This window comes from uncultured Algoriphagus sp. (assembly GCF_963974835.1).
Taxonomy (GTDB): domain Bacteria; phylum Bacteroidota; class Bacteroidia; order Cytophagales; family Cyclobacteriaceae; genus Algoriphagus.
Map to the genome: position 1 here is coordinate 41,114 of NZ_CAXBET010000013.1, position 22,731 is coordinate 63,844.

General features: G+C 40.8%; 16 protein-coding genes. 12 read left to right on the plus strand and 4 right to left on the minus strand.

The window, feature by feature from the left end:
- Window positions 1-178 precede the first annotated feature (178 nt).
- Complete coding sequence (locus AACZ73_RS19125; RefSeq protein ID WP_339880367.1) at window positions 179-799, minus strand: RNA polymerase sigma-70 factor; 621 nt, start codon at window positions 797-799, stop codon at window positions 179-181.
- 406 nt (window positions 800-1,205) lie between these two features.
- On the opposite strand from AACZ73_RS19125, the gene AACZ73_RS19130 reads away from it, so the two are divergent.
- The 9 genes from AACZ73_RS19130 (at window position 1,206) to AACZ73_RS19170 (ending at window position 18,340) form a co-directional block, all read left to right on the plus strand.
- Window positions 1,206-2,456, plus strand: coding sequence for a PepSY-associated TM helix domain-containing protein (locus AACZ73_RS19130; RefSeq protein WP_339880369.1), 1,251 nt, complete (start codon window positions 1,206-1,208; stop codon window positions 2,454-2,456).
- 308 nt (window positions 2,457-2,764) lie between these two features.
- Window positions 2,765-3,433 carry a response regulator transcription factor gene (locus tag AACZ73_RS19135; RefSeq protein WP_339880370.1) on the plus strand — a complete coding sequence of 223 codons (669 nt, stop codon included), beginning with the start codon at window positions 2,765-2,767 and terminating at the stop codon, window positions 3,431-3,433.
- Window positions 3,430-4,809, plus strand: a complete 1,380-nt coding sequence (locus AACZ73_RS19140) for an ATP-binding protein (protein WP_339880371.1) — start codon at window positions 3,430-3,432, stop codon at window positions 4,807-4,809. Before AACZ73_RS19135 ends, AACZ73_RS19140 begins: the two co-directional genes overlap by 4 nt.
- 224 nt (window positions 4,810-5,033) lie before the next feature.
- Entirely contained in the window at window positions 5,034-9,359 is a 4,326-nt protein-coding gene (locus tag AACZ73_RS19145; RefSeq protein WP_339880373.1) for a CusA/CzcA family heavy metal efflux RND transporter, read from the plus strand.
- The gene (locus AACZ73_RS19150; RefSeq protein WP_339880374.1) at window positions 9,359-10,519 is read left to right on the plus strand and encodes an efflux RND transporter periplasmic adaptor subunit; all 1,161 of its coding nucleotides are present in this window, start codon (window positions 9,359-9,361) and stop codon (window positions 10,517-10,519) included. The genes AACZ73_RS19145 and AACZ73_RS19150 overlap by 1 nt, the downstream gene beginning before the upstream one ends.
- 526 nt (window positions 10,520-11,045) lie before the next feature.
- Window positions 11,046-14,261 carry a SusC/RagA family TonB-linked outer membrane protein gene (locus AACZ73_RS19155; protein WP_339880376.1) on the plus strand — a complete coding sequence of 1,072 codons (3,216 nt, stop codon included), beginning with the start codon at window positions 11,046-11,048 and terminating at the stop codon, window positions 14,259-14,261.
- A 44-nt stretch (window positions 14,262-14,305) separates the two neighbouring features.
- A complete protein-coding gene (locus tag AACZ73_RS19160; protein ID WP_339880378.1) occupies window positions 14,306-15,856 on the plus strand; it encodes a SusD/RagB family nutrient-binding outer membrane lipoprotein in 1,551 nt (516 codons plus the stop codon).
- A 156-nt stretch (window positions 15,857-16,012) separates the two neighbouring features.
- The gene (locus tag AACZ73_RS19165) at window positions 16,013-17,107 is read left to right on the plus strand and encodes a phosphoglyceromutase (protein ID WP_339880380.1); all 1,095 of its coding nucleotides are present in this window, start codon (window positions 16,013-16,015) and stop codon (window positions 17,105-17,107) included.
- A 132-nt stretch (window positions 17,108-17,239) separates the two neighbouring features.
- Window positions 17,240-18,340 carry a glycoside hydrolase family 130 protein gene (locus AACZ73_RS19170; protein WP_339880381.1) on the plus strand — a complete coding sequence of 367 codons (1,101 nt, stop codon included), beginning with the start codon at window positions 17,240-17,242 and terminating at the stop codon, window positions 18,338-18,340.
- 62 nt (window positions 18,341-18,402) lie between these two features.
- Here the strand turns inward: AACZ73_RS19170 and AACZ73_RS19175 are convergent, their stop codons facing one another.
- A complete protein-coding gene (locus AACZ73_RS19175; protein WP_339880382.1) occupies window positions 18,403-18,615 on the minus strand; it encodes a hypothetical protein in 213 nt (70 codons plus the stop codon).
- A gap of 155 nt (window positions 18,616-18,770) precedes the next feature.
- Between AACZ73_RS19175 and AACZ73_RS19180 the strand changes: the two genes are divergently transcribed.
- The 3 genes from AACZ73_RS19180 to AACZ73_RS19190 all read left to right on the plus strand — a co-directional run bounded on the left by AACZ73_RS19180 (window position 18,771) and on the right by AACZ73_RS19190 (window position 21,249).
- Window positions 18,771-19,532, plus strand: a complete 762-nt coding sequence (locus AACZ73_RS19180; RefSeq protein WP_339880383.1) for an SDR family oxidoreductase — start codon at window positions 18,771-18,773, stop codon at window positions 19,530-19,532.
- A gap of 106 nt (window positions 19,533-19,638) precedes the next feature.
- Window positions 19,639-20,556 carry a helix-turn-helix domain-containing protein gene (locus AACZ73_RS19185; protein WP_339880384.1) on the plus strand — a complete coding sequence of 306 codons (918 nt, stop codon included), beginning with the start codon at window positions 19,639-19,641 and terminating at the stop codon, window positions 20,554-20,556.
- 177 nt (window positions 20,557-20,733) lie between these two features.
- The gene (locus AACZ73_RS19190) at window positions 20,734-21,249 is read left to right on the plus strand and encodes a DinB family protein (protein ID WP_339880386.1); all 516 of its coding nucleotides are present in this window, start codon (window positions 20,734-20,736) and stop codon (window positions 21,247-21,249) included.
- Between the two features lie 162 nt (window positions 21,250-21,411).
- On the opposite strand, the gene AACZ73_RS19195 is transcribed toward AACZ73_RS19190, so the two are convergent.
- A complete protein-coding gene (locus tag AACZ73_RS19195; RefSeq protein WP_339880387.1) occupies window positions 21,412-22,251 on the minus strand; it encodes an SDR family oxidoreductase in 840 nt (279 codons plus the stop codon).
- A gap of 59 nt (window positions 22,252-22,310) precedes the next feature.
- Window positions 22,311-22,721 (minus strand): Rrf2 family transcriptional regulator, encoded by a 411-nt coding sequence (locus AACZ73_RS19200; protein WP_339880388.1) that lies wholly within the window; start codon window positions 22,719-22,721, stop codon window positions 22,311-22,313.
- Between the last annotated feature and the right edge of the window lie 10 nt (window positions 22,722-22,731).

Sequence of the window (22,731 nt, forward strand, 5' to 3'; positions counted from 1 at the left end):
TCAATTCAAACAAAATTATCCTCCATTGTGAATTAAAAATAAACCTGTTTTTTTCAATTTATTCATTTTTATTGAAGTATTTATCAATTTTAAACCCATGATTTTGATTTTTTACAAAAATGCACCTATGGATTGTAAAATAAATAGTTTGTGAAGACTAGGCTAAAGTGGAATTGCTCTAATTGAAATAGTTAGTGAGGTTCATGATTTCAATTAGAGGGTCGGCTATCAAATAGCTTAAAAAGGAGAGGGTAAACTCTTTTAGGTTTACACGGATGTCTTTCAGTGCACGTATAAGATGCTTTTCTACTGTACTGACCGATATTTCCAAGTCTTGTGATATCTCCAAGTAGCTGAGCCCTTTATTAAATCGTAGTTCATACACTTTTTTGCGCTGTGGAGGAAATTCCTTAACTACCTTTTTTATGTTTGACTTCAGGTCATTGTAGAGAGTCTTTTCATCAGCTGCAGAACTTTTCTGAACTCCTTTGGATTTTTCCTGCTCCGAATATTTTTCCCTAATGAGCTGGGATTTGTATTGATTGATAATGCGATAGTTCACAGCTGTGAACAAGTAAGAGGAAAGTGAGGTGTGAATTTTATTTTTCGACCTCTTGGTCCAAAAATCTATAAACACCTCTTGGACTATACCTTCCACGATTTCTCTTTTTCCAAGTTTATTGTAGCCAAAATTGAATAGACGCTTCCAGAAGAAATCATAGACTTCTATAAATGCTGATTCATCACCATTTTTGATTCTTTCAATAATTTCCTCTTCATTAAACAATTTTTCCAGCATGAGTCATTTACTTATTGTTGCTCTAAGAAATTTACAGAAATTTAAAAAGTAGGGTATTATATATTCTTAAATTCAGATAATTTCTGTTAAAATATCAAAAACTAGTTTCAAATAAAATAACAATTAGAAAAAAAGTATCAAAAAATTAGAATACTGGGTTAAAATTTGATTTGTAGGATGATCATCTACGATTTACGTTTTAACTAACTGTAAATCAGAATACTAATATTTTTGGTCTCACTTTTACCATTTGTTAGGTGATCAAAACATGTCATCTATTAATCTTCCATTGACTGTGAAGCTGATTTTTTTTATAACTCTTTATTAGATTAAATCTAAATAATAAAAATCTTCTCTTATTTTTGCCACTGTAGAAATCCCTATTTCCTTATAACTGACCATATTAATGGAGCCAAAGAAATCCACTGCCTGGAAAAGTGTCCGAAATATTTTTGACCAAATACATCTATATGCTGGGTTAATTTCCGGTTTGGTGGTCATAGCCGTCTGCCTAAGTGGGACTATATATGTGTATAATACTGAGATCCGGGAGTTTATGGATTCAGAGCTATACTTCGTAGAGGCATCTGGAAATAGAATGTCACCCGATCAATTAAAGTCTGAGCTTGAGGTAGCAGCTGCATCGAATGTAGTAGCAGTGATGTGGAATGAAGAAGCGGATCGTAGCGTTCAGTTTACTTTGAAAAAGGAAGGAGAAGAGGGAAGAGGAAGCACTTATTATGTAAATCCATACACTGCGGAGATTATAGGCAACAGTTCTGATAAAACTGCCACCGGCGAATTTATGGGTTATATGTTCAGCCTTCACAGATGGTTTTTATTGGATAGAATTGAGACACCAATACTCGAAAGTATGGGGAACCGTGACTTGGGCAGGTTCATAAATGGCGTGACAACCTTACTTTTTCTTCTTGGAGTGATTACCGGTATTGTGATTTGGGTGCCTAATAAAGTGAAAAGCTGGAAGCAGGGATTAAAGATAAAATGGTCTGGAAACTGGAAACGGGTAAACCATGATCTCCATAATACACTCGCATTTTATTCGATGATCTTTCTCTTTATAATGGGAGCTACCGGGCCTTTCTGGTCCTACGAATGGTACAGAGAAGGATGGCAAAAAACTTGGGATACTTATCAGGAGCCTACGCCTAAGGGTGAAACTGCCGGGAAGCAAAAGCCCGAACCGATTGCTGAAATTATCGAAACAGTAGAAAATAACCCTGCGGAACTTTCCCTTGAAGATATTTTTGCAAGAACCAATGAAGAGCTTTCCTACGAGGGAAATATCCGTGTGTCACTACCTTCAAAAGCAACTGACCCTATCAGCGTGAGTAAATACAGAACAGGGTTTTTCGCAAGATCAGGTTCAGATCAGTTGACATTGTCTTCAACTGACTTGTCTGTTGTTGAAGCTAATTTGTTCTCAGATTTACCTTGGCGTCAGCAAGTTGGACGATCGATCAAATCACTGCACGTTGGAGATATCTTCGGTCAGTTTTCGAAGTTCCTTTGGTTTGTGGCCTGCCTGATTGCTACTTCTTTGCCGATTACCGGAACATTGATCTGGTGGAACAAGAGAAAGAAAAAACCAACTAAGAAAAGGCCAGCTCAACCAAGAGTTGCTGAAATGGCATAAGCTAGTGAAGACCTTCTGAGAGTGGAAGGTCTTTTTTTTTACCACTAAGAGAACAGAGGTTTCGCAGAGCGTACGATTTAATGTTGTCCTGTTGCTCCAGAACCTGTAATTATTATCGGGATTGATATTTTGAAAATCCCCCCTTGCACTTTAGAAAAGGGGGAGTCGCCAAAATCATCCTCAATCCTCGCTTTATAAATGCTAATTATCGAGCAATAGGAAAAACTTTAAGAGAATATTAAGTCTTAGAATTACGGACCTTAGATTGATTTGCTAACTTTTGCGCTCTCTGTGGTAAATAAATAATTATGCGAATTCTAGTCGTCGAAGATGAACCGGGAATTTCCAGCTTTTTGAAACAAGGTTTGGAGGAGGAGTCCTATTCGGTGGATGTAGCTGAAAACGGAGTCAAGGGACTTGAACTTGCACTTACGGGAAACTATGATCTTTTGCTGTTGGACTGGATGCTTCCTTTGAAAAGTGGAGTGCAGGTGTGTAGGGATTTCCGAAAGCAATTTCCTGATACTCCGGTCATTTTTCTTACCGCAAAGGATACTGTAGAGGAGACCATCACTGGACTGCAGTCAGGGGCAAATGATTATATAAAGAAGCCGTTTCACTTTGAGGAATTACTCGAGAGAATCCGGGTACAATTGAGAACAAAGGTTATTTCCGAAGAAAAATATACCCTTGGACCTATTACACTTTTCACTGACAGGCACCAAGTATTTAAAAATGAAGAGGAGATTCAGCTGACACAAAAAGAATTTGCTTTGCTGGAATACCTGATGAAAAACAAGAATCAGGTTTGCCGACGTACCCAGATTATCGAGGATGTTTGGGACATTCACTTTGATTACAATACAGGGGTAATTGACGTTTTCATGAATTCCCTTCGGAAAAAGCTCCATTTTAATACCAATGAAGATTACATACAGACCATCCGTGGAGTAGGTTATATAGCGAAGGATCTATGAACGTTTCATACAAAGAACGAATAGCGAGAAGGTTGACTTTGGTCACAGCATTGATAGTGCTCGTGGTATTTGCGATTATTTATCTCGTTGTGGATTTTACCGTTATTCAAAGCATAGACCGGGAGTTAAAACTGGAAACGGATAAGCATGTAGGACAGATTTTTTTGGTGAATGGGGAAATTCGTTTTGTGCACAAGGATGAGTGGCAGGAGCAGGAACACAGTCAGATACAGCTTAATCCGATCTTTATAGAGATTGTCGATATGCAGGGTAATTCTATGGATAGATCACCCAATCTGGGAGAGAATCATCTTAGCTTTTATCCTGACCGCGCAAAAAACCATGAGGCTTGGACACTCAAGACAGGAAGTAGGGAAGTACGCCAAATGCAGATTCCGCTTAACCATGCAGGTAGGCAGGAGGGGTATATGTTGGTTGCAAAGTCATTCGAAGATGCCCGACAACTGCTTACTAATCTCCGGAATATACTTTTGATTTTATACCCAGGAATTCTGATTTCCTTGTTTTTATCTATGCGTTTTCTGGCTGGGAAAAGTATTCAGCCTATCAAGAAGATCATTCAGAAGACTAACCTCATTTCCCAAAGTAACCTCAATGAACGTATTCCTGTCGCAGAGCCAAATGATGAAATCGCCCAGCTCACACGATCTATTAATGAGCTTTTGGAGAGACTGGAGCAATCGCTAATTCGTGAGAAGCAATTTACCTCTGATGCTTCGCATGAATTGAGAACTCCGCTGGCTGTGATGAGAGGTACGCTTGAAGTGTTGATTCGTAAGCCCAGGACTTCGGAGGAATATGTCGAGAAGATCAAAATGGCTTTGGGAAGTATAGATCGAATGTCTGAGATGATCGATCAGTTGCTATCGCTGGCTAGAGCAGGGAAGGGCAAAATGAGTAGGGAAGAGGTTGAACTAGTTTCTTTTACCCAGAGCTTTGCGCAGCAACTGCAGAAGGATGCTGGGCGGGAAATCATAGTTGAAACCAATCTTTCTACACCACTTTTTACGCAGGTAAATGAAAAGTCCCTGCAAATGATCCTGAATAACCTCGGTCAAAATGCAGTGAAGTATTCCGATCAATTGACGCGGATTCAGGTGCAGGTTGGCAGCCACGAAGGAGCTCCTTTTATAGCAATCAAAGATGAGGGAAAAGGAATAGCGACTGAATCATTGGATAAGATTTTTGATCCATTTTATAGAGAGATTTCCGAATCCAGCAGTTCGATACAAGGTCTCGGTTTAGGGCTGGCAATAGTAAAAAAACTTGCTCTGGAGTCTGATATTCGTCTAGAAGTGGATAGTGAAAAAGGCAAAGGATCTGAGTTTAGGTTGATTTTTGCAGCGGAGATTTAAGGCAATCTTAAGGGAGTTTTTCAGGGATTGAGAAGGCAGTGGTCCATTTTTGCAATTCAAATTTATTTCTAATTGACTGCCAGTTCTAAAGATTAAAGCGTCTAAAATTTAGCAGAAACTTATTGAGGAGGCTACTTAGGTCACCACTCACCCATCTGATAAATCAAAGAAGCAAAAGCTACTGGCATAATTGAGGAAAATTATATTCAATCACAGCCCCTCTCATGTTAGATAGAATTATTCAGTGGAGTATAGGGAATAAGCTTATCATTTCCATTTTTATAGCAGCGTGGATAGGTTTTGGAATCTTTGCACTTAGCAATCTCCCTATAGGTGCGGTACCTGATATCACAACCAATCAGATTCAGGTGATCACCACTTCCAGAAATCTTGCTACCGAAGATGTGGAAAAATACCTGACCTATCCGGTGGAACTGGAGATGGCCAACCTTCCGGGAGTTGTCGAGATCCGCTCAGTTTCTAAATTTGGACTTTCGGTAGTTACTATAGTGTTCGAGGATAAAATGGGAACTTACCTTCCCCGGCAACTGGTAGCTGAGCGGATTAAAATAGCAGAAGAGAGTATTCCTGAAGGTTTCGGTAGTCCTATCATGGGACCTATTTCCACTGGACTTGGGGAGATTTTTCAGTACGTAATAGACGTAGAGCCAGGGTTTGAAAGTGAGTATGATATTACTGATTTGCGGACTATTCAGGATTGGGTGGTACGCCGTCAGCTTTCCGGGATAGAAGGTGTGGTGGAAGTGAATACCTGGGGAGGTTTCCTGAAGCAATACGAAGTAGCGATCAATCCTGAACGCTTAAAAGGAATGCAGATTGACATTGCGGAGGTATATCATGCGATGGAAATGAATAATTCAATCGCAGGTGGAGGCTATATAGAAAAGACAAACGAAAGCTTTTTTATTCGGGGTGAGGGTTTGGTTTCCACCTTGGAAGATATTGGGAACATAGTCGTGGAGGTGAGAAATGGCTCTCCAATTTATATCCGGGATATAGCTGAAGTTGGCTTTGGTCATGCGAATAGATTCGGAGCAATCACAGCAAATGGTGAGGGAGAAAAAGTGCTGGGTCAGGTGATGATGCTGAAAGGAGCTGATTCCAAAGGAACAATAGACCGGGTGAAAGAGCGTCTGGAGGAAATGAAGTCTTCGCTTCCTGAAGGAATTGTCATCAATGGTTTCTTGGATAGATCGGAGCTGATCGGTAAAACCACCTTTACGATTGCTGAAAACCTGATTTTAGGTTGCTTGATTGTAGTCTTTGTGGTAGTTCTTTTATTGGGCAATTTCCGTTCTGGGCTGGTGGTCGCGTCTGTAATTCCCTTGAGTTTGCTCTTCGCGCTTTCCATGATGTACATCTTCGGCGTTGATGCCAACCTGATGAGTTTGGGGGCTATAGACTTCGGGATTATAATCGATGGAGCAGTGATTATTGTGGAGTTTATTGCGTTCCAATTTACCCGGGCTGATCATCAGTTGGCAGGACTGTCCAAAGCTCAAAAGCAGGAGAAGAAGGATGAGATTTCCTTTACCGGAGCTTCCAAAATGATGCATTCGGCCATCTTTGGGCAGATCATTATCATCATTGTATTTATCCCGATTCTTTCGCTGACTGGAGTGGAAGGCAAGATGTTCCGTCCAATGGCTGAGGTGTTTTCCTTTGCTTTGATTGGTGCCATGATTCTGGGATTGACCTACGTCCCTGTAGTTTCATCTCTTTTTCTCAAGACTACTCCTCCTGGCCCTAAAAATATTTCTACCAGAATTATCAATGGCCTAAACAAAGTTTACGAGCCTGCCATTACTTGGGCTTTGGATCATACTAAAGCTGTGCTGATCACTGCTGTTGGATTATTGGTGGGAACAATTCTGATTTTCTCAACCATGGGCTCTGAGTTTGTGCCTACGCTGGATGAGGGAGATTTTGTGATCCAACCTTTTTTGAAAACAGGAACCACGCTCACCAATACAGTGGAGACGATCACTGAGATTGAGAAAATTCTCAAACAATTTCCCGAGGTAAACCAGGTAGTGACTAGGATTGGTGCGGCGGAAATCCCTACTGACCCCATGTCCATGGAAGAAAGTGATGTGATTGTGACCTTGAAACCTCACTCGGAATGGACCACGGTGGAGACTAAGGATGAGCTTGCAGAGAAATTTAAAGAGGCGTTGGAAGTGATTCCAGGAATGGAATACGAGTTCACCCAGCCGATAGAGATGCGCTTTAATGAGCTGATTACGGGTGTCCGGGCAGACTTGGCGATCAAAGTTTTCGGAGAAGATCTAGATGTGTTGCTGAGCACGGCTGAGGAAATCGAAGCTGCGATCCAAGGAGTGGAAGGTGCAGCAGATATAATTTTGGAAAAAGTGGATGGTCTTCCACAGATGAAGATCGAATACAACCGAGGCAAAATAGCCAAGTTCGGATTGAATATATCTGATCTGAATGAGGTGGTGACGATGGGTTTTGCGGGAATGAGTGCGGGGAAAGTTTTTGAAGGGGAAAAGCAATTTGATCTTGTCGTGAGGTTTGCGGAGCCATTTCGGAAGGATATCCGACATCTGGAGCAGGCCTCGATCCAACTGCCAAATGGTGGTTCGGTTCCTCTTTCAGAGTTGGCAACTATCAGCTATACAAAAGGCCCTGCAAAAATTTCCAGGGATAATACCCAGCGCAGAGTGGTGATCGGTGTGAATGTGAGAAACCGAGATTTGCAGTCTGTAGTCGATGATATACAAGCCATAGTTGCCAATCAAATAGATCTTCCGGAAGGCTACAGAGTGGATTATGGTGGCCAGTTTGAAAATCTACAGCAAGCCAGAAACAGACTGATGATTGCCGTTCCTATTGCACTCTTTCTGATTTTCGTGCTGCTTTACTTCGCCTTCTCTTCTTCTCGGGATGCTTTGATGATTTATTCCGCCATTCCACTTTCAGCGATTGGGGGAGTACTGTTGCTTTGGGCGAGAGATATGCCTTTCAGTATCTCTGCAGGCGTGGGATTTATCGCTCTTTTCGGTATAGCAGTCCTCAACGGAATCGTCCTAATTGAACATTTCAAATCCATGGAATCACATTATATAAATATCAAAGATCTGGTAATCAAAGGCGCAAAGGAGCGTTTGAGACCAGTTTTGCTTACTGCATCTGCAGCGGCGTTGGGCTTTTTGCCAATGGCGATTTCCAATTCAGCAGGAGCTGAAGTTCAACGGCCTTTAGCCACAGTAGTAGTAGGAGGTTTGATTTCTGCGACTATCCTTACGCTGATCGTACTTCCAGTTTTGTATGTGCTATTTAAAACCAAGAATGGGGGGACTTCCTCTACTTCCAAGAAAGTTTTAGCTTCCCTCGGGTTGATCCTTATGGTTTCTTTTGCTGGTAAAGCCCAGGAAAGTCCACTCACATTAGAACAAGCGGTTAATATAGGAATGGAGCGAAATCTGAACCTCAAGGCTGCAGACAAGTCACTTGAGATGGCAAATGCCAAAATCGGTCAAGGCTGGAATCTCGATAAAACGAACGTGTATTATGCTATCGATAAAAATGACATAGCTGAAAATGAGATTTACAACCGCAAGTGGGGCATAAGTCAAAGCATGGCTTTTCCTACACTATACGGAGCTCAGAAAAATGTCCTTGAAGCCGGAGCGGAAATGCAGCTCAGTCAGTTTGAGCTTCGAAAACGAGAGCTTGAAGGAGAAGTAAGTAAGGCATTCATTGCAGCAAGATATTGGCAGGAATTGATAGAAAACTACGACTACTTGGATTCACTTTACAAAGAATTTACCAGGGCCGCTACACGAAAATTTGAAACAGGAGAAAGCAATTATCTGGAGAAATTGACAGCTGATGCAAAGCGTCAGGAGATCAGTCTGAAAAAAAGTGAAGCTCACCAAAATTCATTGGTAGCAATGGATAAACTGAAATTAGTTCTTAACTGGGAAGGTGATCTCCAGCTTTCAGACGAAGACATTGATTTAGAAGTGGTCCTTTCTGAGGATATGAAATCACATCCAGGTGTAGCGTATTATGAAAATGCGGTTAATCAATCCATTTATCAGATTCAGACTGAGAAACGAAAACTTCTTCCTGACATTAATTTGGAAGTATTTCGAGGTACCAATCCTGGAGAAAACGCTAAAGTCTATCCTGGATTTCAGGCAGGGATTTCAGTACCGCTTTTTTTTGGAGCTCAGAAGTCCCATGTGAAAACCAGCGAATTTCAACAGCAAAAAATCCAGCTGGAAGCTGAACAATACAGAAATCAGTTGGAGAATCGAGCTCAACAGCTGCATCGTCAATTGGATCAAAATATCCGAGTGATTGAGTATTATGAATCCCAAGGAAAAACACTTTCACTTCAAATTCTGCAACAGGCGCAGCAATCATATCAGGAAGGGGAAATTGACTTCCTTCAATATGTGCAGCTGATAGAGAACTCCAGGACCATCACCCTTCAATACCTACAAAGCAAATTTGCTTATCAACAAACTATTTTGGACATCAACTACCTTCTGAACTGATGAAGAATATCTATATAAAAACATTCCTTAGCGCTACAGTATTAAGCAGCAGTCTTTTGTTTATTCAATGCACTAGTTCTGGAAAAACCGAGTCTGAAGGCGTTGAAGTAGAAGCAGGCACTTCTTCAGGACCCTTTATCACAGTTTCCCAGAAGCAATTTGAGACGATGAAAATGGAGTGGGGAAGCCCGAAAATGGAAGAGTTCTCTGAAGGACTTTCTGTACAGGGAATGGTGAAAGTTCCTGTAGAGGGTATTCAGGAGATTTCGGCTTATTTCGGCGGCTACGTAAGTGGTTTGAATAAACTCGAAGGTGAGCCTGTGAAAAAGGGAGAAGTGCTTTTCTATTTGGAAAATACAGACTTCATCCGTTTGCAGCAGGACTATTTGGAAGCAAGTAGCCAACTGAATTATCTGCAAGCAGAATATGAACGGCAAAACACTTTGTTTGGAGAGAAGATCGCTTCTCAGAAAAACTATCTGAAAGCTGAAGCGGATTTTCAGGCTACCAAAGCCAAGGCAGAAAGCCTAAAGCGTCAATTGGCTCTAATCAACATCAACGCTGATCAGTTGAAGCCTGAAAACATTCGTTCCAAGGTTCCTGTTTTATCGCCAATTTCTGGCTTTGTGGATGGAATACATTTGGTGCAAGGCTCATTTCTGTCTGTTGGAGGGAAAGCGATGACCATTATCAGTAAAGAACATTTGCATATTGAGTTGGTGGTGTTCGAAAAGGATGCTGCAAATATCCATAAGGGTCAAAAAGTACTTGTGACGATTCCAGATGTTCCTGGCAAAACCTTGGAAGCCGAAGTGTTTGTCGTAGGTCAGTCAATTAATAGCGAGCGCCAAATCAACGTACATGCTCATTTGCCGGACGAAAAAGAGGAGGCTTTACTTTTTCCAGGAATGTTCTTGGAGGCTAAATTAATTCAGGATCCAAAAGAAGCCTGGGTAGTTCCAGTGACATCCGTAGTGGTTTCTGAAGGAGAAAGTTATGTGTTGGTGCAGCGTGAAAAGACCGAGGCTGGCTTCAAGTTGGAAAAAATACCTGTTAAAACAGGCTTGGAAAGCGATGGGATGATCGAGCTTTCACCTAATGAAGCGCTGGATCAAAACACTGTAATTCTGACTCATGGAGGATTTAATTTGTTGCCTTAAGTACTTATTCTGCCATTTAGTAAGTAGCTAGTTGACAATCCTAATTAGTATTAAAGTCTTGAGAAGATAGGCGACTATAGATGTTAGATTTATTTACTGAAGTCATGCCGAAGATTAATAGGTAAAAATATGTTTCCAAGATCAAAAGCCGCGCCTTTGGGTACGGCTTTATTTTTTAGAAAGCGATTTCTTGATTACAGTAAATATATCGGCCCATTTTTTCCAAGAAATCCTAAAGCTTTGTTGAGATGAATAATTCTATCAAAAGTACTAAGTTCTAAGGTTTAATATTTATATACTTTTAAGTAACGCAACGGTAATGTGATAAAAATATCCACTATCATTATTCGTACTGTTTTCACCTATATTTTATTGATTAGTAAAAGATTGAGGCTTTATTTTGTTATTTTAACAATAAATTAATTAACTTTTTGTTAATGAGCTTTTAATCCCAATTTTTTATTAGGGGTTTAGCTTTGGTATAATTCTAACCAAACTTTTATCTATTAAAAACCTCTACTTTATAATGACTGCTAAAAAAAGCATTTGGCAATGTATGGTAACAGTGTGTATGCTGTTTATCATCAACCTTACTTTCGCCCAACAAGCCAGGATTACAGGGAAAGTAATTGACACGAACAATGAAGCTTTGCCTGGAGCAACAGTTCTGGTGAAAGGCACCAGCCGCGGGACGGTAACTGATGTTGATGGAACCTACTCCATTCAAGCATCTGTAGGAGAAACTCTGGTTTTTTCTTTTGTAGGCTATGAAGCCCTCGAAAAGGCAGTAGGCAGCTCAACTGAAATTAATGTAACACTTAACGAAGGACTGGCTCTGAATGAGGTGGTGGTCACTGCTCTTGGAGTAGAGCGGGAGACTAAAGCTTTGGGCTACTCCATACAGGAAGTGGAAGGCGATAGGTTTACGGAAGCACGCGAGACTAATGTGGTGAACTCATTAAGTGGGCGTGTCGCGGGCGTTCAGATCACGAACGGATCTTCAGGAATTGGAGGTTCCAGCCGTGTGACTATCCGTGGAGAGTCTTCTCTGAATATCAATGCAAATCAGCCACTTTTCGTGGTCAACGGAGTTCCAATCTCCAATAATATCGTTGGTTCGTCTGGATCAAGTAATCAGGAAGTGGATTATGGTAATGCAGCAGGTGAAATCAACCCGGATGATATTGCTTCGATGACGGTATTAAAAGGTCCCGCTGCTGCCGCACTTTATGGATCTAGAGCAGCAAATGGCGCTATTTTGATCACGACCAAAACAGGTAAGAACAAAAAAGGACTTGGAGTCACTATCAACTCCAATACAACTTTTGACAATGCACTGAAACTTCCTGATTGGCAGAACACGTATGGTCAGGGAAACAACGGCCAATTTGAATATGTAAACGGTTCAGGTGCAGGCATCGCGGATGGTGTAGATGAGAGTTGGGGTCCAAGATTGGATGCTGGTTTGTTGATTCCACAGTTTGACTCACCTAGAGATGTGCCTGGGTTCAGGGGAGGCGATTTGACTGCGCCAGCGGGAAGTACCATTACTGCTACTCCATGGGTTTCCAATTCCGATAATGTTAAGGACTTTTTTCAGACCGGAGTGACACTATCAAATAATGTTGCACTCTCTGCCGCAAATGAAAATGCAAATATCCGTCTATCATGGACCAATTTGGACCAAAAGGGCATAGTCCCAAACACCGATTTGAAAAGAAATACCATTTCAATAAATGGTGGCCTAAACCTAACAGACAAGCTATCTGTCAACACAACAGTAAACTATCAGCGATCTCAAAGCGGCAATAGACCAAACATTAGCTATGGTACAGAAAACTTGATGTACCTGTGGATTTGGTACGGTCGTCAGATTAATACTGCCAATTTGAGAGACTACTGGATGGAAGGTAGGGAAGGCGAACAGCAGTTTAATTACAATTACAACTACCATGACAATCCATACTTCAACGTCTATGAAAATACCAACGGACAAGCGAAGGATAGAATCTATGGTAATATCTCAGTGAACTACAAGTTTACAGATAAGTTAAACCTGATGCTAAGAACTGGTTTAGATACTTATAATGAGCTAAGAGATAGAAAAAGAGCTTTCAGTACGCAGCGTTTCCCTAAAGGAAATTACAGAGAAGACAATTTATATTTCTCTGAAATGAACACGGATTTTCTATTGACCTACTCTGAGAGTACGAAAGAGATATTCACTTACAGCATAGCAGTAGGTGGTAACCAAATGCGTCAGGAAAACAGATCTTTGCAAACTATTGCACCTCAGCTTTTGATTCCAGGCATTTACAACTTTACGAATACGGCTGTAAACTTACAGGTGTCTCAGTACAATTCGGAAAAGAGAATTAACTCACTGTATGGTTTTGGTCAGATAGGATACAAAAACGTTCTTTTCTTAGACATTACAGGTAGAAATGACTGGTCAAGTACTTTGCCCTCGGACAACAACAGTTACTTCTATCCTTCCGCTACTTTCGGGGCTGTGATCTCGGATATGGTGACTATGCCTAAAGCTATTTCATTTTTGAAAGCCAGACTGGCTTATGCGCAAGTTGGTAATGATACAGACCCGTATAGCCTTTCAAATGTATACAGCTCCCAAACTGCTTGGGGATCTGTGCAGGCAAAATCCGAGTCAAGTAGACTTTCGAATGCTGAATTGAAGCCTGAGACAACAGGTGCTTTTGAAACAGGACTTGATGTTAGATTCTTCGAAGGAAGACTTGGACTGGATTTCACGTATTTTGACAACAGAACCAAGAATCAAATTATCCCGATAGAATTGGATATTGCCACTGGTTATGCATCGCGAATCATCAATGCAGGTGAGATCCAAAACAAGGGTATAGAAGTCGTATTGAATGCTAATCCAGTGAACACATCCAGTGGTTTTAACTGGAGTTTCTTAGCCAACTTCACCCGTAACAGAGGTAAAGTATTAGAACTGACTGAAGGCTTGGACACCTATTCACTTACGGGCAGAAATGGAGCAAATATTCAAGCTCGGGTAGGTGAGAGAATGGGAAATATCTACGGAAAAGGATTCTCCAGAGTAGAAGATGAAAACTCAGAATATTTCGGTCAGATCATCCACAATAGCACTGGAACACCTCTTACTGGGTCGGAATTGAAGCTTCAGGGAAATTATAATCCAGACTGGATGCTTGGTTTCCAAAATAACTTGAGCTATAAAGGGCTAAACTTAGGATTCTTATTTGACTTCAGATATGGTGGGATTGTAGTATCAAGAACCAAAACGATTGGTAGTACCTCAGGTCAATTGGCTGAGACCCTTTATGGCCGGGAAACTGGCTATGATTTGGAAGGAGAGGGGAATGGTATTATCTCAGAAGGTGTGGTGGCGAATACTGACGGTAGTTATTCTCCAAATACTTATGAAACTACGTCAAGAAACTGGCACAACACCTATTACAATAGAGACAACGTAGAGGCTGCGAAATATGACGCTACTTTTTTAAAGTTGAGAGAAGTCACTTTGGGATATACTATTCCAAGATCAATTTTGGGAAGATTGCCATTTGAAGATGTGAAAATATCCTTGGTTGGAAGAAACCTCGCCCTTTGGACTGAGAATCCACACTTTGATCCGGAAACTCTTTCCATGAGTGGTGGCACACTGATACCGGGTGTAGAGGATATGTCTTTCCCTTCTACCAGAAGTATGGGCTTCAATATTAATGTGAAGTTTTAAGCAGCTCAACTTTGAATCTAAAAAACTCTCTAAAACAGAAAATCATGAATTTCAATATAAAATATATAGCAGGAATCGGGCTTGCAGCAATGCTTTCATTAAGTGGCTGCGATAAAGATTTCGAGGAGGTCAACATAAATCCAAACAGTCCTGAGATTGTTTCCTCCAGTTTGCTTTTGCCAACGATCATCCGCAACACAGTCAATGAAATCTCCGGTCAAGCCTGGGGGACTGGAAATGTGGTGATGCAACAAACTGCCAAGATCCAGTTTACCAACGGCGATCGGTACAACTGGGGTCCAGAGAGCGACCCTTACAATACATTTTATAATTCCATGCGGGATTTGAGTAATGTCATTACTATTTCCACTGCCTCTGGGCAAAATAATTATGTGGGTATTGCGCACGTGCTGAGAGCCAGCATGTACTCTTTTATGTCTGATGCGTATGGAGATTTACCCTACACACAGGCAACAAATGCTAAAGATGGAGTGAATTATCCTGTATTTGACACACAGGAAACTATCTACAATGGAATTCTTGAGGAACTGGAGATGGCTAATAATTTACTCGGTTCTACCACAGAGGGTGTGGAGGGCGACATTCTTTTTGATGGGGATATTTTGAGATGGAAGAAATATGCCAATTCGCTAAGGTTGAGGATTTTGATGAGACTATCGGATCGTATGGATCCTTCGGCTGATATGGAGGCGATTATTTCCAACCCATCCCAATACCCGATTTTCACTTCAAATGAGGATCATGCCGCCTTGCAGTATCTTCAGGATGTGCCTAATCAACATGGCTTGTATACGACCAGATCAGGTTCATTTGATGAGTATAGATTAAGTGAAAAAATGGAAGACGTATTGAAAGAATTGGATGATCCTAGATTATATGCCTATGCTCAGCCTACTAATGATTCCGGTGCTGGAGTCATCGGGACGAAAGGAGATTACCAGGGAGTTCCAAATGGTTTGGCAGATGAAGAAGCCTTGGCTTACTCTCCATCAGGGGATCCAGCTAAAAATGGGTCGAATTTTATCTCCAGAGTTGGGCTTCTATGGTCATGTTCCGCATGTTCCAGCTTGGCAAATCCTGTGGGGGCACAAGCTATTTTGATGAGCTATTCGGAGCTGCAGTTTATTTTGGCTGAAGCTAAAGAAAAGGGGTATATCTCAGCAGGCACAGCTGATACCTATTATAAAAATGGAATAGAATCTTCCGTCTCATACTACAAAAGCCGTTATGAACTCATTGGGCTTCCGCAAATTGCAGATGTACTAGTGTTAGATGACGCTTATTTTGCTAATCCGGAGGTAGCCTACACGGGTTCCACAGAGGAAAAGCTTTCCAAAATCGGTACTCAAAAATGGCTTGCTTTGTTTTTCTCAGGAATGGAAAGCTGGTATGACTGGAGAAGAACTGATTATCCCGAAATTACACCAGGCCCAGCAGCTTATATCAATACTGTTCCGGTGAGATTTATGTATCCTACGAGTGTGCAGTCGCAAAACAGAGAAAATTACTTGAATGCAATAGGCCGTCAGGGTCCTGATGCCATTACTACTCATGTATGGTGGGATGTGGATTAGTAAGTTGACGTGAAAGAAAATAGATCCTGCCTACTTTCTTAGAATTTCCCAGTAGGTAGGTTTCTTTTTTCCTTAATTCGAGAATAGTAATTAAATCTAAAAAGTCACTCTTCAAATAAAATTTGGGGTGACTTTTTTTAAAACCCAACGAGAGTCATGTTTAAAAAATCAATTGTTTGGACAGCATTTGCAATTCTGTTTTTTCAGTATTCCATCGTTAAAGCACAGGATTACAAAACTGAAAATATCATTTTAATTACACTGGATGGGATGAGATGGCAAGAAGTATTTCAAGGGGCAGACTCCCTGCTGGTGGGTGACCCGGCACTGGTAAAGAATCCAAAATCATTGGTTAAAGATTTTTGGGATGATAGTCCACAGAAAAGAAGAGAGCTTTTGATGCCTTTTTTTTGGAATACTTTAGCAAATGAAGGTCAGCTATATGGCAACCGTGCGTACGGCAATAAGGTAGATAACAGTAATAAAATGTGGTTTTCCTATCCTGGATACAACGAATTGTTGAGCGGCTTTGCAGATGATAAGCGGATCACCAGCAATGATAAAATTGATAACCCTAATGTGACGTTGCTGGAGTACTTGAATCAGATGGATGAATTCAAGGGCAGAGTACTGGCTTTCGGATCATGGGATGTTTTCCCTTTTATAATAAATGAAAAGCGAAGTGGAGTGCCGGTCAATGCAGGATTTGACACCGCTGAGGGAGAGAATCTTACTCCTGAGGAAGTTCTTACAAACAAACTACAAGCTGAAATCCGTGGCCCATGGGATGGTGTGAGGTTGGATGCTTTTACGCAAAGCTATGCGATGTCGGCTTTGAAAAATAAGAAGCCAAAAATACTTTACATTTCCTATGGTGAAACAGATGATTGGGCACATGATAATCATTACGATCAATACATCTGGTCTGCCCGGCAAACGGACGCTTATATCAAGGAAATCTGGGATTTTGTACAATCTCATGCTCAATATAAAGACAAGACAACAATGATCATTACTACCGATCACGGGCGTGGCATCACCAAAACCTCTTGGAGAAATCACGGTTCATCCGTGCCGGAAGGAGGAGAAATATGGATGGCTGCTATCGGTCCGGACACACCATCTACCGGAGAATTACAATCCCAAGGACAATGGCATTCAGCTGGCATTGCACGTACGATTTTTCAGTTGCTAGGTATGCAATATCCTGATGCAAAAGCTGGAAAGGCAATTAAGGAAATGATGAAGTAAGATTTTACTTAGTGAATATAATGGACTAGCGTGTATTGGTAGAAGTAGCATTAATATTTACCAAATAGGTAATCTGCGGACTTTTTTCAAAGCTTACAAGAGTATATCTTGAGCATAATAAACCCAACTCAAATGAAAAAGTCCATTTCATTCCTCCTTTTATTGATTACTTTTCTATCTGTCCAAGCTCAGGATAAATCATGGATGCTTGGCCCTTTTATTAGACCTGAGGAAGCTAAACCCATTATTGCTCCACAGGGTAACACCACTTTTGCTGACCCCATGACTGGCAGGACTGTAGCTTGGGAGTCCATGGCTACCTTTAACCCCGCTGCTGTGGTGCGCAATGGAAAGGTAAATGTGCTCTATCGGGCGGAGGAGAAACTGGGAGAAAAAGAAATAGGAGGACATACTTCCAGAATAGGATTAGCGACATCCTCAAATGGATTTGACTTTGAGCGGGAGTCCGAACCTATCTTTTATCCAAAGGATGATAATCAAAAAGAGTTTGAATGGACAGGGGGAACCGAGGATCCTAGAATCATCGAAACAGCAGATGGGCTATATGTCTTAACTTATACGCAGTGGAATCGGGATGTGCCAAGGCTGGCTGTAGCTTCATCCAAAGATCTTGAAAACTGGGAAAAACATGGGCCGATTTTCAAAGATTGGAAGGATGGGAAATATCACAACACTGAATCCAAATCCGGAGCTATTGTTACCGAACTGATAGATGGTAAGCTTACTGCTGCCAAAATAGATGGGAAATACTGGATGTATTATGGGGTGCCACACATTTGGCTAGCTACATCAGAAGATTTGATCCACTGGCAGCCTGTAGAAAACCATGAAGGTAATCGGGTTCCGGTACTGAGTCCACGTCCAGGATTCTTTGATTCCTGGCTGGTGGAAGCAGGCCCTCCTCCAGTACTTACCAAGGATGGAATCGTAGTGCTCTACAATGCTGGCAACTCCCAACAGGTCGGGGTAAAAAATCTAGGAAACAGAGTTTATACTGGAGGTCAAGCTCTTTTCTCCGCAACCGAACCTTGGAAACTTCTCGATCGGGTAGAAACTCCTTTTATTCAGCCAACTTTAGATTTTGAGAAATCTGGGCAATACCCCGAGGGAACGACTTTTTTGGAAGGCTTGGTGTATTTCGACGGCAAATGGTTGCTTTATTACGGGACTGCAGATAGCATGGTAGGAGTTGTATCTGCTGAAGTGAAATAGGTAAATTGAAGCATGACGGGAAGTTTGATGAGTGCATTGTATTTTGCCTTCTCAGTTCTGTTCTATTTAAGCCGATCAGCTAGATAAAAGTATTGTAAGGGAAGATGATGTTGCCAAATGTCTTTGTTATCCGCCTCATTGCAATACATTTTAAAGTATGCCTCATCAGGGCTTAGCACAATGGTATTGCCAGTTCTCACATAATAATTTGAGTTGACGTATGCTCGATGTGAAAAATTGGGAAGCTGTTGGGTAACACTTGCCAGTCGTTTCATGCATTCCAATTTAATCTTGTTTTAAGGTAATCAAAACCTCATGTTTTAATTTTACGAAATTTAGTTTCTCTTTATTTCGGCTACGTGATGCATAGATTTGGCTAAGTGTATGAACTCATTTTCAAGGAGATTTGTAGAAACAAAAACCAAAGATTATGACAAATAATAAAATTGCATTGGTCACAGGTGGAAGTCGTGGCCTCGGGAGAGATATGGCAATCAACCTTGCCAAAAACGGAAATGATGTGGTGATCACCTATCACACCAATAAATCCGCCGCTGATGAAGTGGTCGCTGAGATCGAGAAATTCGGGCAAACAGCAAAAGCCTTGCAGTTGGATAGCAGCGATGTAAAAACGTTTGCAGGTTTCTTTTCGGATCTAAAAGATTATTTAGAGAATGAGAAGGGGAGAGAAAGCTTTGACTTTCTGATCAATAATGCCGGAACGGGTTTATATGTCCCATTCTTGGAGACTACCGAAGAGCAGTTTGACGAAATGGCGAACATCCATCTGAAGGGTGTTTACTTCCTAACTCAAAAGGCGGTGCCTTTGCTTGCTGATGGAGGCAGAATTATCAATATTTCCTCAGGATTGTCCAGATTCAGCTTTCCTAATTCATCAGCTTATGGCGCAATGAAAGGTGGTGTAGATGTGTTGACAAGATATTTGGCTAAGGAGCTTGCCTCACGCAAAATCACTGCAAACGTGGTTGCTCCAGGAGCGATTGCCACTGAATTTGGAGGTGGGGAAAACAAAACTAATGAACAGAAAAGAGCTGCGGTAGCGGGAGCTACAGCACTTGGTAGGGTAGGTGAGCCTGAAGATATCGGTGGAGTTATAGCTTTCCTTTGCTCAGAAGATTCCCGCTGGATCAACGGCCAGCGTCTTGAAGTTTCGGGAGGTATATTCTTATAAAATTCCGGGTTTGTATTTTACAGACTATATATACACTGATAGGAAATTGCCGTTCTGTAAGGAGTGAATGCAGAACGGTGAATTTCCTGTTTTCTTCAAAAAAGCCATGCAGAGCAATAAACTATATAAAGTCAATTCAATATCTGAATTTCACAAAGTGAGAGGCTTGCGTCCACCACTCCATCCATTGGTAAGTTTGGTAGATTACAGCACCTTAGTTCATTTGCCTGATCATGATAAAATCAGCTGGCTGCAGACATATTATTCCATATCGCTTAAAAAAGGCATTCAGGGAAAGTATCGTTACGGTCAGTCAGACTATGATTTTGATGAAGGATTAATGTCTTTTTTTGCACCAAATCAAATTTTGACAATAGAGTATGTGGAGAATATCTCTCCCATTCCTCCATCCGGATGGATTTTACTGATTCATCCGGATTTCCTTTGGAATACATCACTGGCAAAGACAATCAAACAGTATACATTTTTTGATTATGATCTGACTGAGGCGTTGTTTTTATCTGATAAGGAGGAACAAATCATTTCAGATATTTTAATGAATATCCAGCGTGAATATCAGGCGAATATTGACAAGTTCAGCCAGAACATAATTATCTCCCAGATCGAATTGCTACTGAATTATGCTGAGCGATTTTATGAGCGTCAGTTCATCACCCGAAAAAAAGAAAACCATGAGTTGCTGACACGTCTGGAAGTCGTGTTGGATGAATTTTTTGCAAGAGAAAACCAAGAAGGCCTTCCATCTGTTCAGTTTGTCGCAGACTCGCTAAATGTCTCTCCCAATTACCTAAGTAATTCACTTAAATCACTCACTGGCCAAAGCACCCAAAATCACATCCATGAAAAGTTGATCGCTAAAGCTAAGGAAAGACTTTCCACGTCGGATCTATCAATTAGTGAGATCGCTTATGAGTTGGGTTTCGAGCATCCCCAATCTTTCAGTAAGTTGTTTAAAAGTAAAACCAAGCTTTCCCCACTGGGTTTTAGGGAGAGTTTTAAATAACACAAGTTGGTAAAAAAGCCAACATCTGGGATATGTTTTAATTAATATAGGTATCTCTAAATTAGCACTGGAAAACAATTTTTAGAATTACGCAAAATGTTAAATTGAAGATTCGTTATCCGAGATCTGCATAGGAATCAACGCCTGAAACTGTTAGCAATTATAAGTCATTTGAAAATGGAAATAATAAAATTCAATGAGACAATCGATATATGGATAGACGAGCTATCTAGATTTACTATTGGACAACTTAAAATCAAGCCAGATGAAAGAAGTTGGTCTCTCGGACAGCTCTATAATCATCTGGTTGAAGAAACAAATTGGTACAACAGTCAGCTTGAAACGACTCTTGGGAATGAAATAAATATCGATAAAATGACTTCAGATCCTGCTAAAATCCTGTTCAAGAGGGGCTCCTTTGAGGACTTACGAATTCAATCTGATCCACTAATTTCGGATAATGTAAAGCAACCAACTACAGTGGCTAATCTGAAATCTGATATGGAGCAATTAAAAAAAGACACGAACGAAATCTGGAGAAAAATTATAAACACCTCAAAGTACGGGAAATCAGAACATCCCGGACTTGGTTTTTTAAATTGTTTTGAGTGGATTCAATATTCTGAAATGCATATGAGGCACCATTTGAAACAGAAGAAACGAATTGAAGATTTTTTAGAATCCATCCATTAAATAACTCCCCAAAAGCTTCCCGAAAATATGCATTGGATTCAGTTGATTGTGTTTGGAGTGCACGATGCAATTAATTAGAATTTTCTGCAAGCGAAAAAGACAAGAGGGAATTTTCTAAAAAGTCAAAATGCCACTTACTTATAAGTGGCATTTTGACTCAGGTCAGGCCAATACTGATTTTACAGATTCCGACATAGGTGTTGTAGGATGTCCTATCAATTGGGATAGCGTTTTATCTTCTGAAAACAAATCTCCTTTGGAAGCACTTACATCCCACGAGGCTATCCCGTCTGCGATCATCTCGGGTAATCCATGACTTTTCAGTGTCTTACTATATTCTTTCTCAGGTAGGTTTTGATAAGAGATGTCTTTACCGGTTTGCTTGGAAATTTCAGAAGCTAAATCTGCTAAGGTAAAAGACTCATCACCTGCAAGCTCATAAACTTTTCCTTCATGTCCCTCACTTGTCAAAACGACAGCTGCTGCCTCTGCAAAATCAGCCCTGCTTGCGGATGATATTTTGCCCGTACCGGCACTTCCAAGAAGAGCTCCTGCTGCGACTGCCCCCGGGATAGAACCTGCATAGTTTTCCGTATACCATCCATTTCTTAGTAAAGTAAATGGAATACCGGATTCTTGTAGTAGTTTTTCGGTCTGCAGATGTTCAGCTGCGAGACTTATAGTAGAAGAATCAGCTCTCAAAATACTGGTGTATACGATCCACTTTACTCCAGCTTCTTTAGCTGCATTGATCACATTTCCATGTTGTCTGGCTCTTTGTCCTATTTCATTTCCGGAAATCAAAAGTAGGGCTTCAATACCTTCCAAAGATTTTGCCATAGATGTAGGTTCGTTATAATCGAAAGCCCTGGCTTCTATACCTTGTACTTTCTCTGGGGAGCGAACTAGCGCTATGAGGTTTGCAGAATTGGTTCTGCTTTTCAATTGTTCTACTACTAATTCTCCAAGTTGTCCGGTTGCTCCGGTGATTCCAATTTTCATAATCGTTTTGTTTTATAGTTACTGTAATAAAATCTGTTACATTAAAAGGTAAAAAAATATCAGTGAAAGGTTTCTACAAAGTATTTCAAGCTCTTTCCTTGTAATTCATTGATTACCAATTGGTCTATGGAAGAATATAATCCATCAAGTTTTTGATTGATATCCTTTCCAATTGAACAGTTAGGATTGGGTAGCAAATTCTTTTTACCCAATACATCGGTATTTTTCACTAGACTGTAAATCTCGGCTAGCGTAATGTTTGCGCTACTTTTAAGAAGGGCGTATCCACCTATTTTACCCTTCCTGCTTTTTACTAAAGCCGCTTGAATCAATACCCCAAGCTCTTTTCGAACGATGACCGGATTGACATTGAGGCTTCCAGCAATCCATTCCGAACTCAACCATTCCTCTCCATTGTCCGCGAGCAGGGTTAAGATGTGAAGGGCTGTTGAAAATCTGGTGTTATTCATAGTCGTAACA

Bases quoted from the DNA above. Each gene is read 5' to 3' on its own strand.
- AACZ73_RS19125 (WP_339880367.1), bottom strand. From the start codon at position 799: ATGCTGGAAAAATTGTTTAATGAAGAGGAAATTATTGAAAGAATCAAA.
- AACZ73_RS19130 (WP_339880369.1), top strand. From the start codon at position 1,206: ATGGAGCCAAAGAAATCCACTGCCTGGAAAAGTGTCCGAAATATTTTT.
- AACZ73_RS19135 (WP_339880370.1), top strand. From the start codon at position 2,765: ATGCGAATTCTAGTCGTCGAAGATGAACCGGGAATTTCCAGCTTTTTG.
- AACZ73_RS19140 (WP_339880371.1), top strand. From the start codon at position 3,430: ATGAACGTTTCATACAAAGAACGAATAGCGAGAAGGTTGACTTTGGTC.
- AACZ73_RS19145 (WP_339880373.1), top strand. From the start codon at position 5,034: ATGTTAGATAGAATTATTCAGTGGAGTATAGGGAATAAGCTTATCATT.
- AACZ73_RS19150 (WP_339880374.1), top strand. From the start codon at position 9,359: ATGAAGAATATCTATATAAAAACATTCCTTAGCGCTACAGTATTAAGC.
- AACZ73_RS19155 (WP_339880376.1), top strand. From the start codon at position 11,046: ATGACTGCTAAAAAAAGCATTTGGCAATGTATGGTAACAGTGTGTATG.
- AACZ73_RS19160 (WP_339880378.1), top strand. From the start codon at position 14,306: ATGAATTTCAATATAAAATATATAGCAGGAATCGGGCTTGCAGCAATG.
- AACZ73_RS19165 (WP_339880380.1), top strand. From the start codon at position 16,013: ATGTTTAAAAAATCAATTGTTTGGACAGCATTTGCAATTCTGTTTTTT.
- AACZ73_RS19170 (WP_339880381.1), top strand. From the start codon at position 17,240: ATGAAAAAGTCCATTTCATTCCTCCTTTTATTGATTACTTTTCTATCT.
- AACZ73_RS19175 (WP_339880382.1), bottom strand. From the start codon at position 18,615: ATGAAACGACTGGCAAGTGTTACCCAACAGCTTCCCAATTTTTCACAT.
- AACZ73_RS19180 (WP_339880383.1), top strand. From the start codon at position 18,771: ATGACAAATAATAAAATTGCATTGGTCACAGGTGGAAGTCGTGGCCTC.
- AACZ73_RS19185 (WP_339880384.1), top strand. From the start codon at position 19,639: ATGCAGAGCAATAAACTATATAAAGTCAATTCAATATCTGAATTTCAC.
- AACZ73_RS19190 (WP_339880386.1), top strand. From the start codon at position 20,734: ATGGAAATAATAAAATTCAATGAGACAATCGATATATGGATAGACGAG.
- AACZ73_RS19195 (WP_339880387.1), bottom strand. From the start codon at position 22,251: ATGAAAATTGGAATCACCGGAGCAACCGGACAACTTGGAGAATTAGTA.
- AACZ73_RS19200 (WP_339880388.1), bottom strand. From the start codon at position 22,721: ATGAATAACACCAGATTTTCAACAGCCCTTCACATCTTAACCCTGCTC.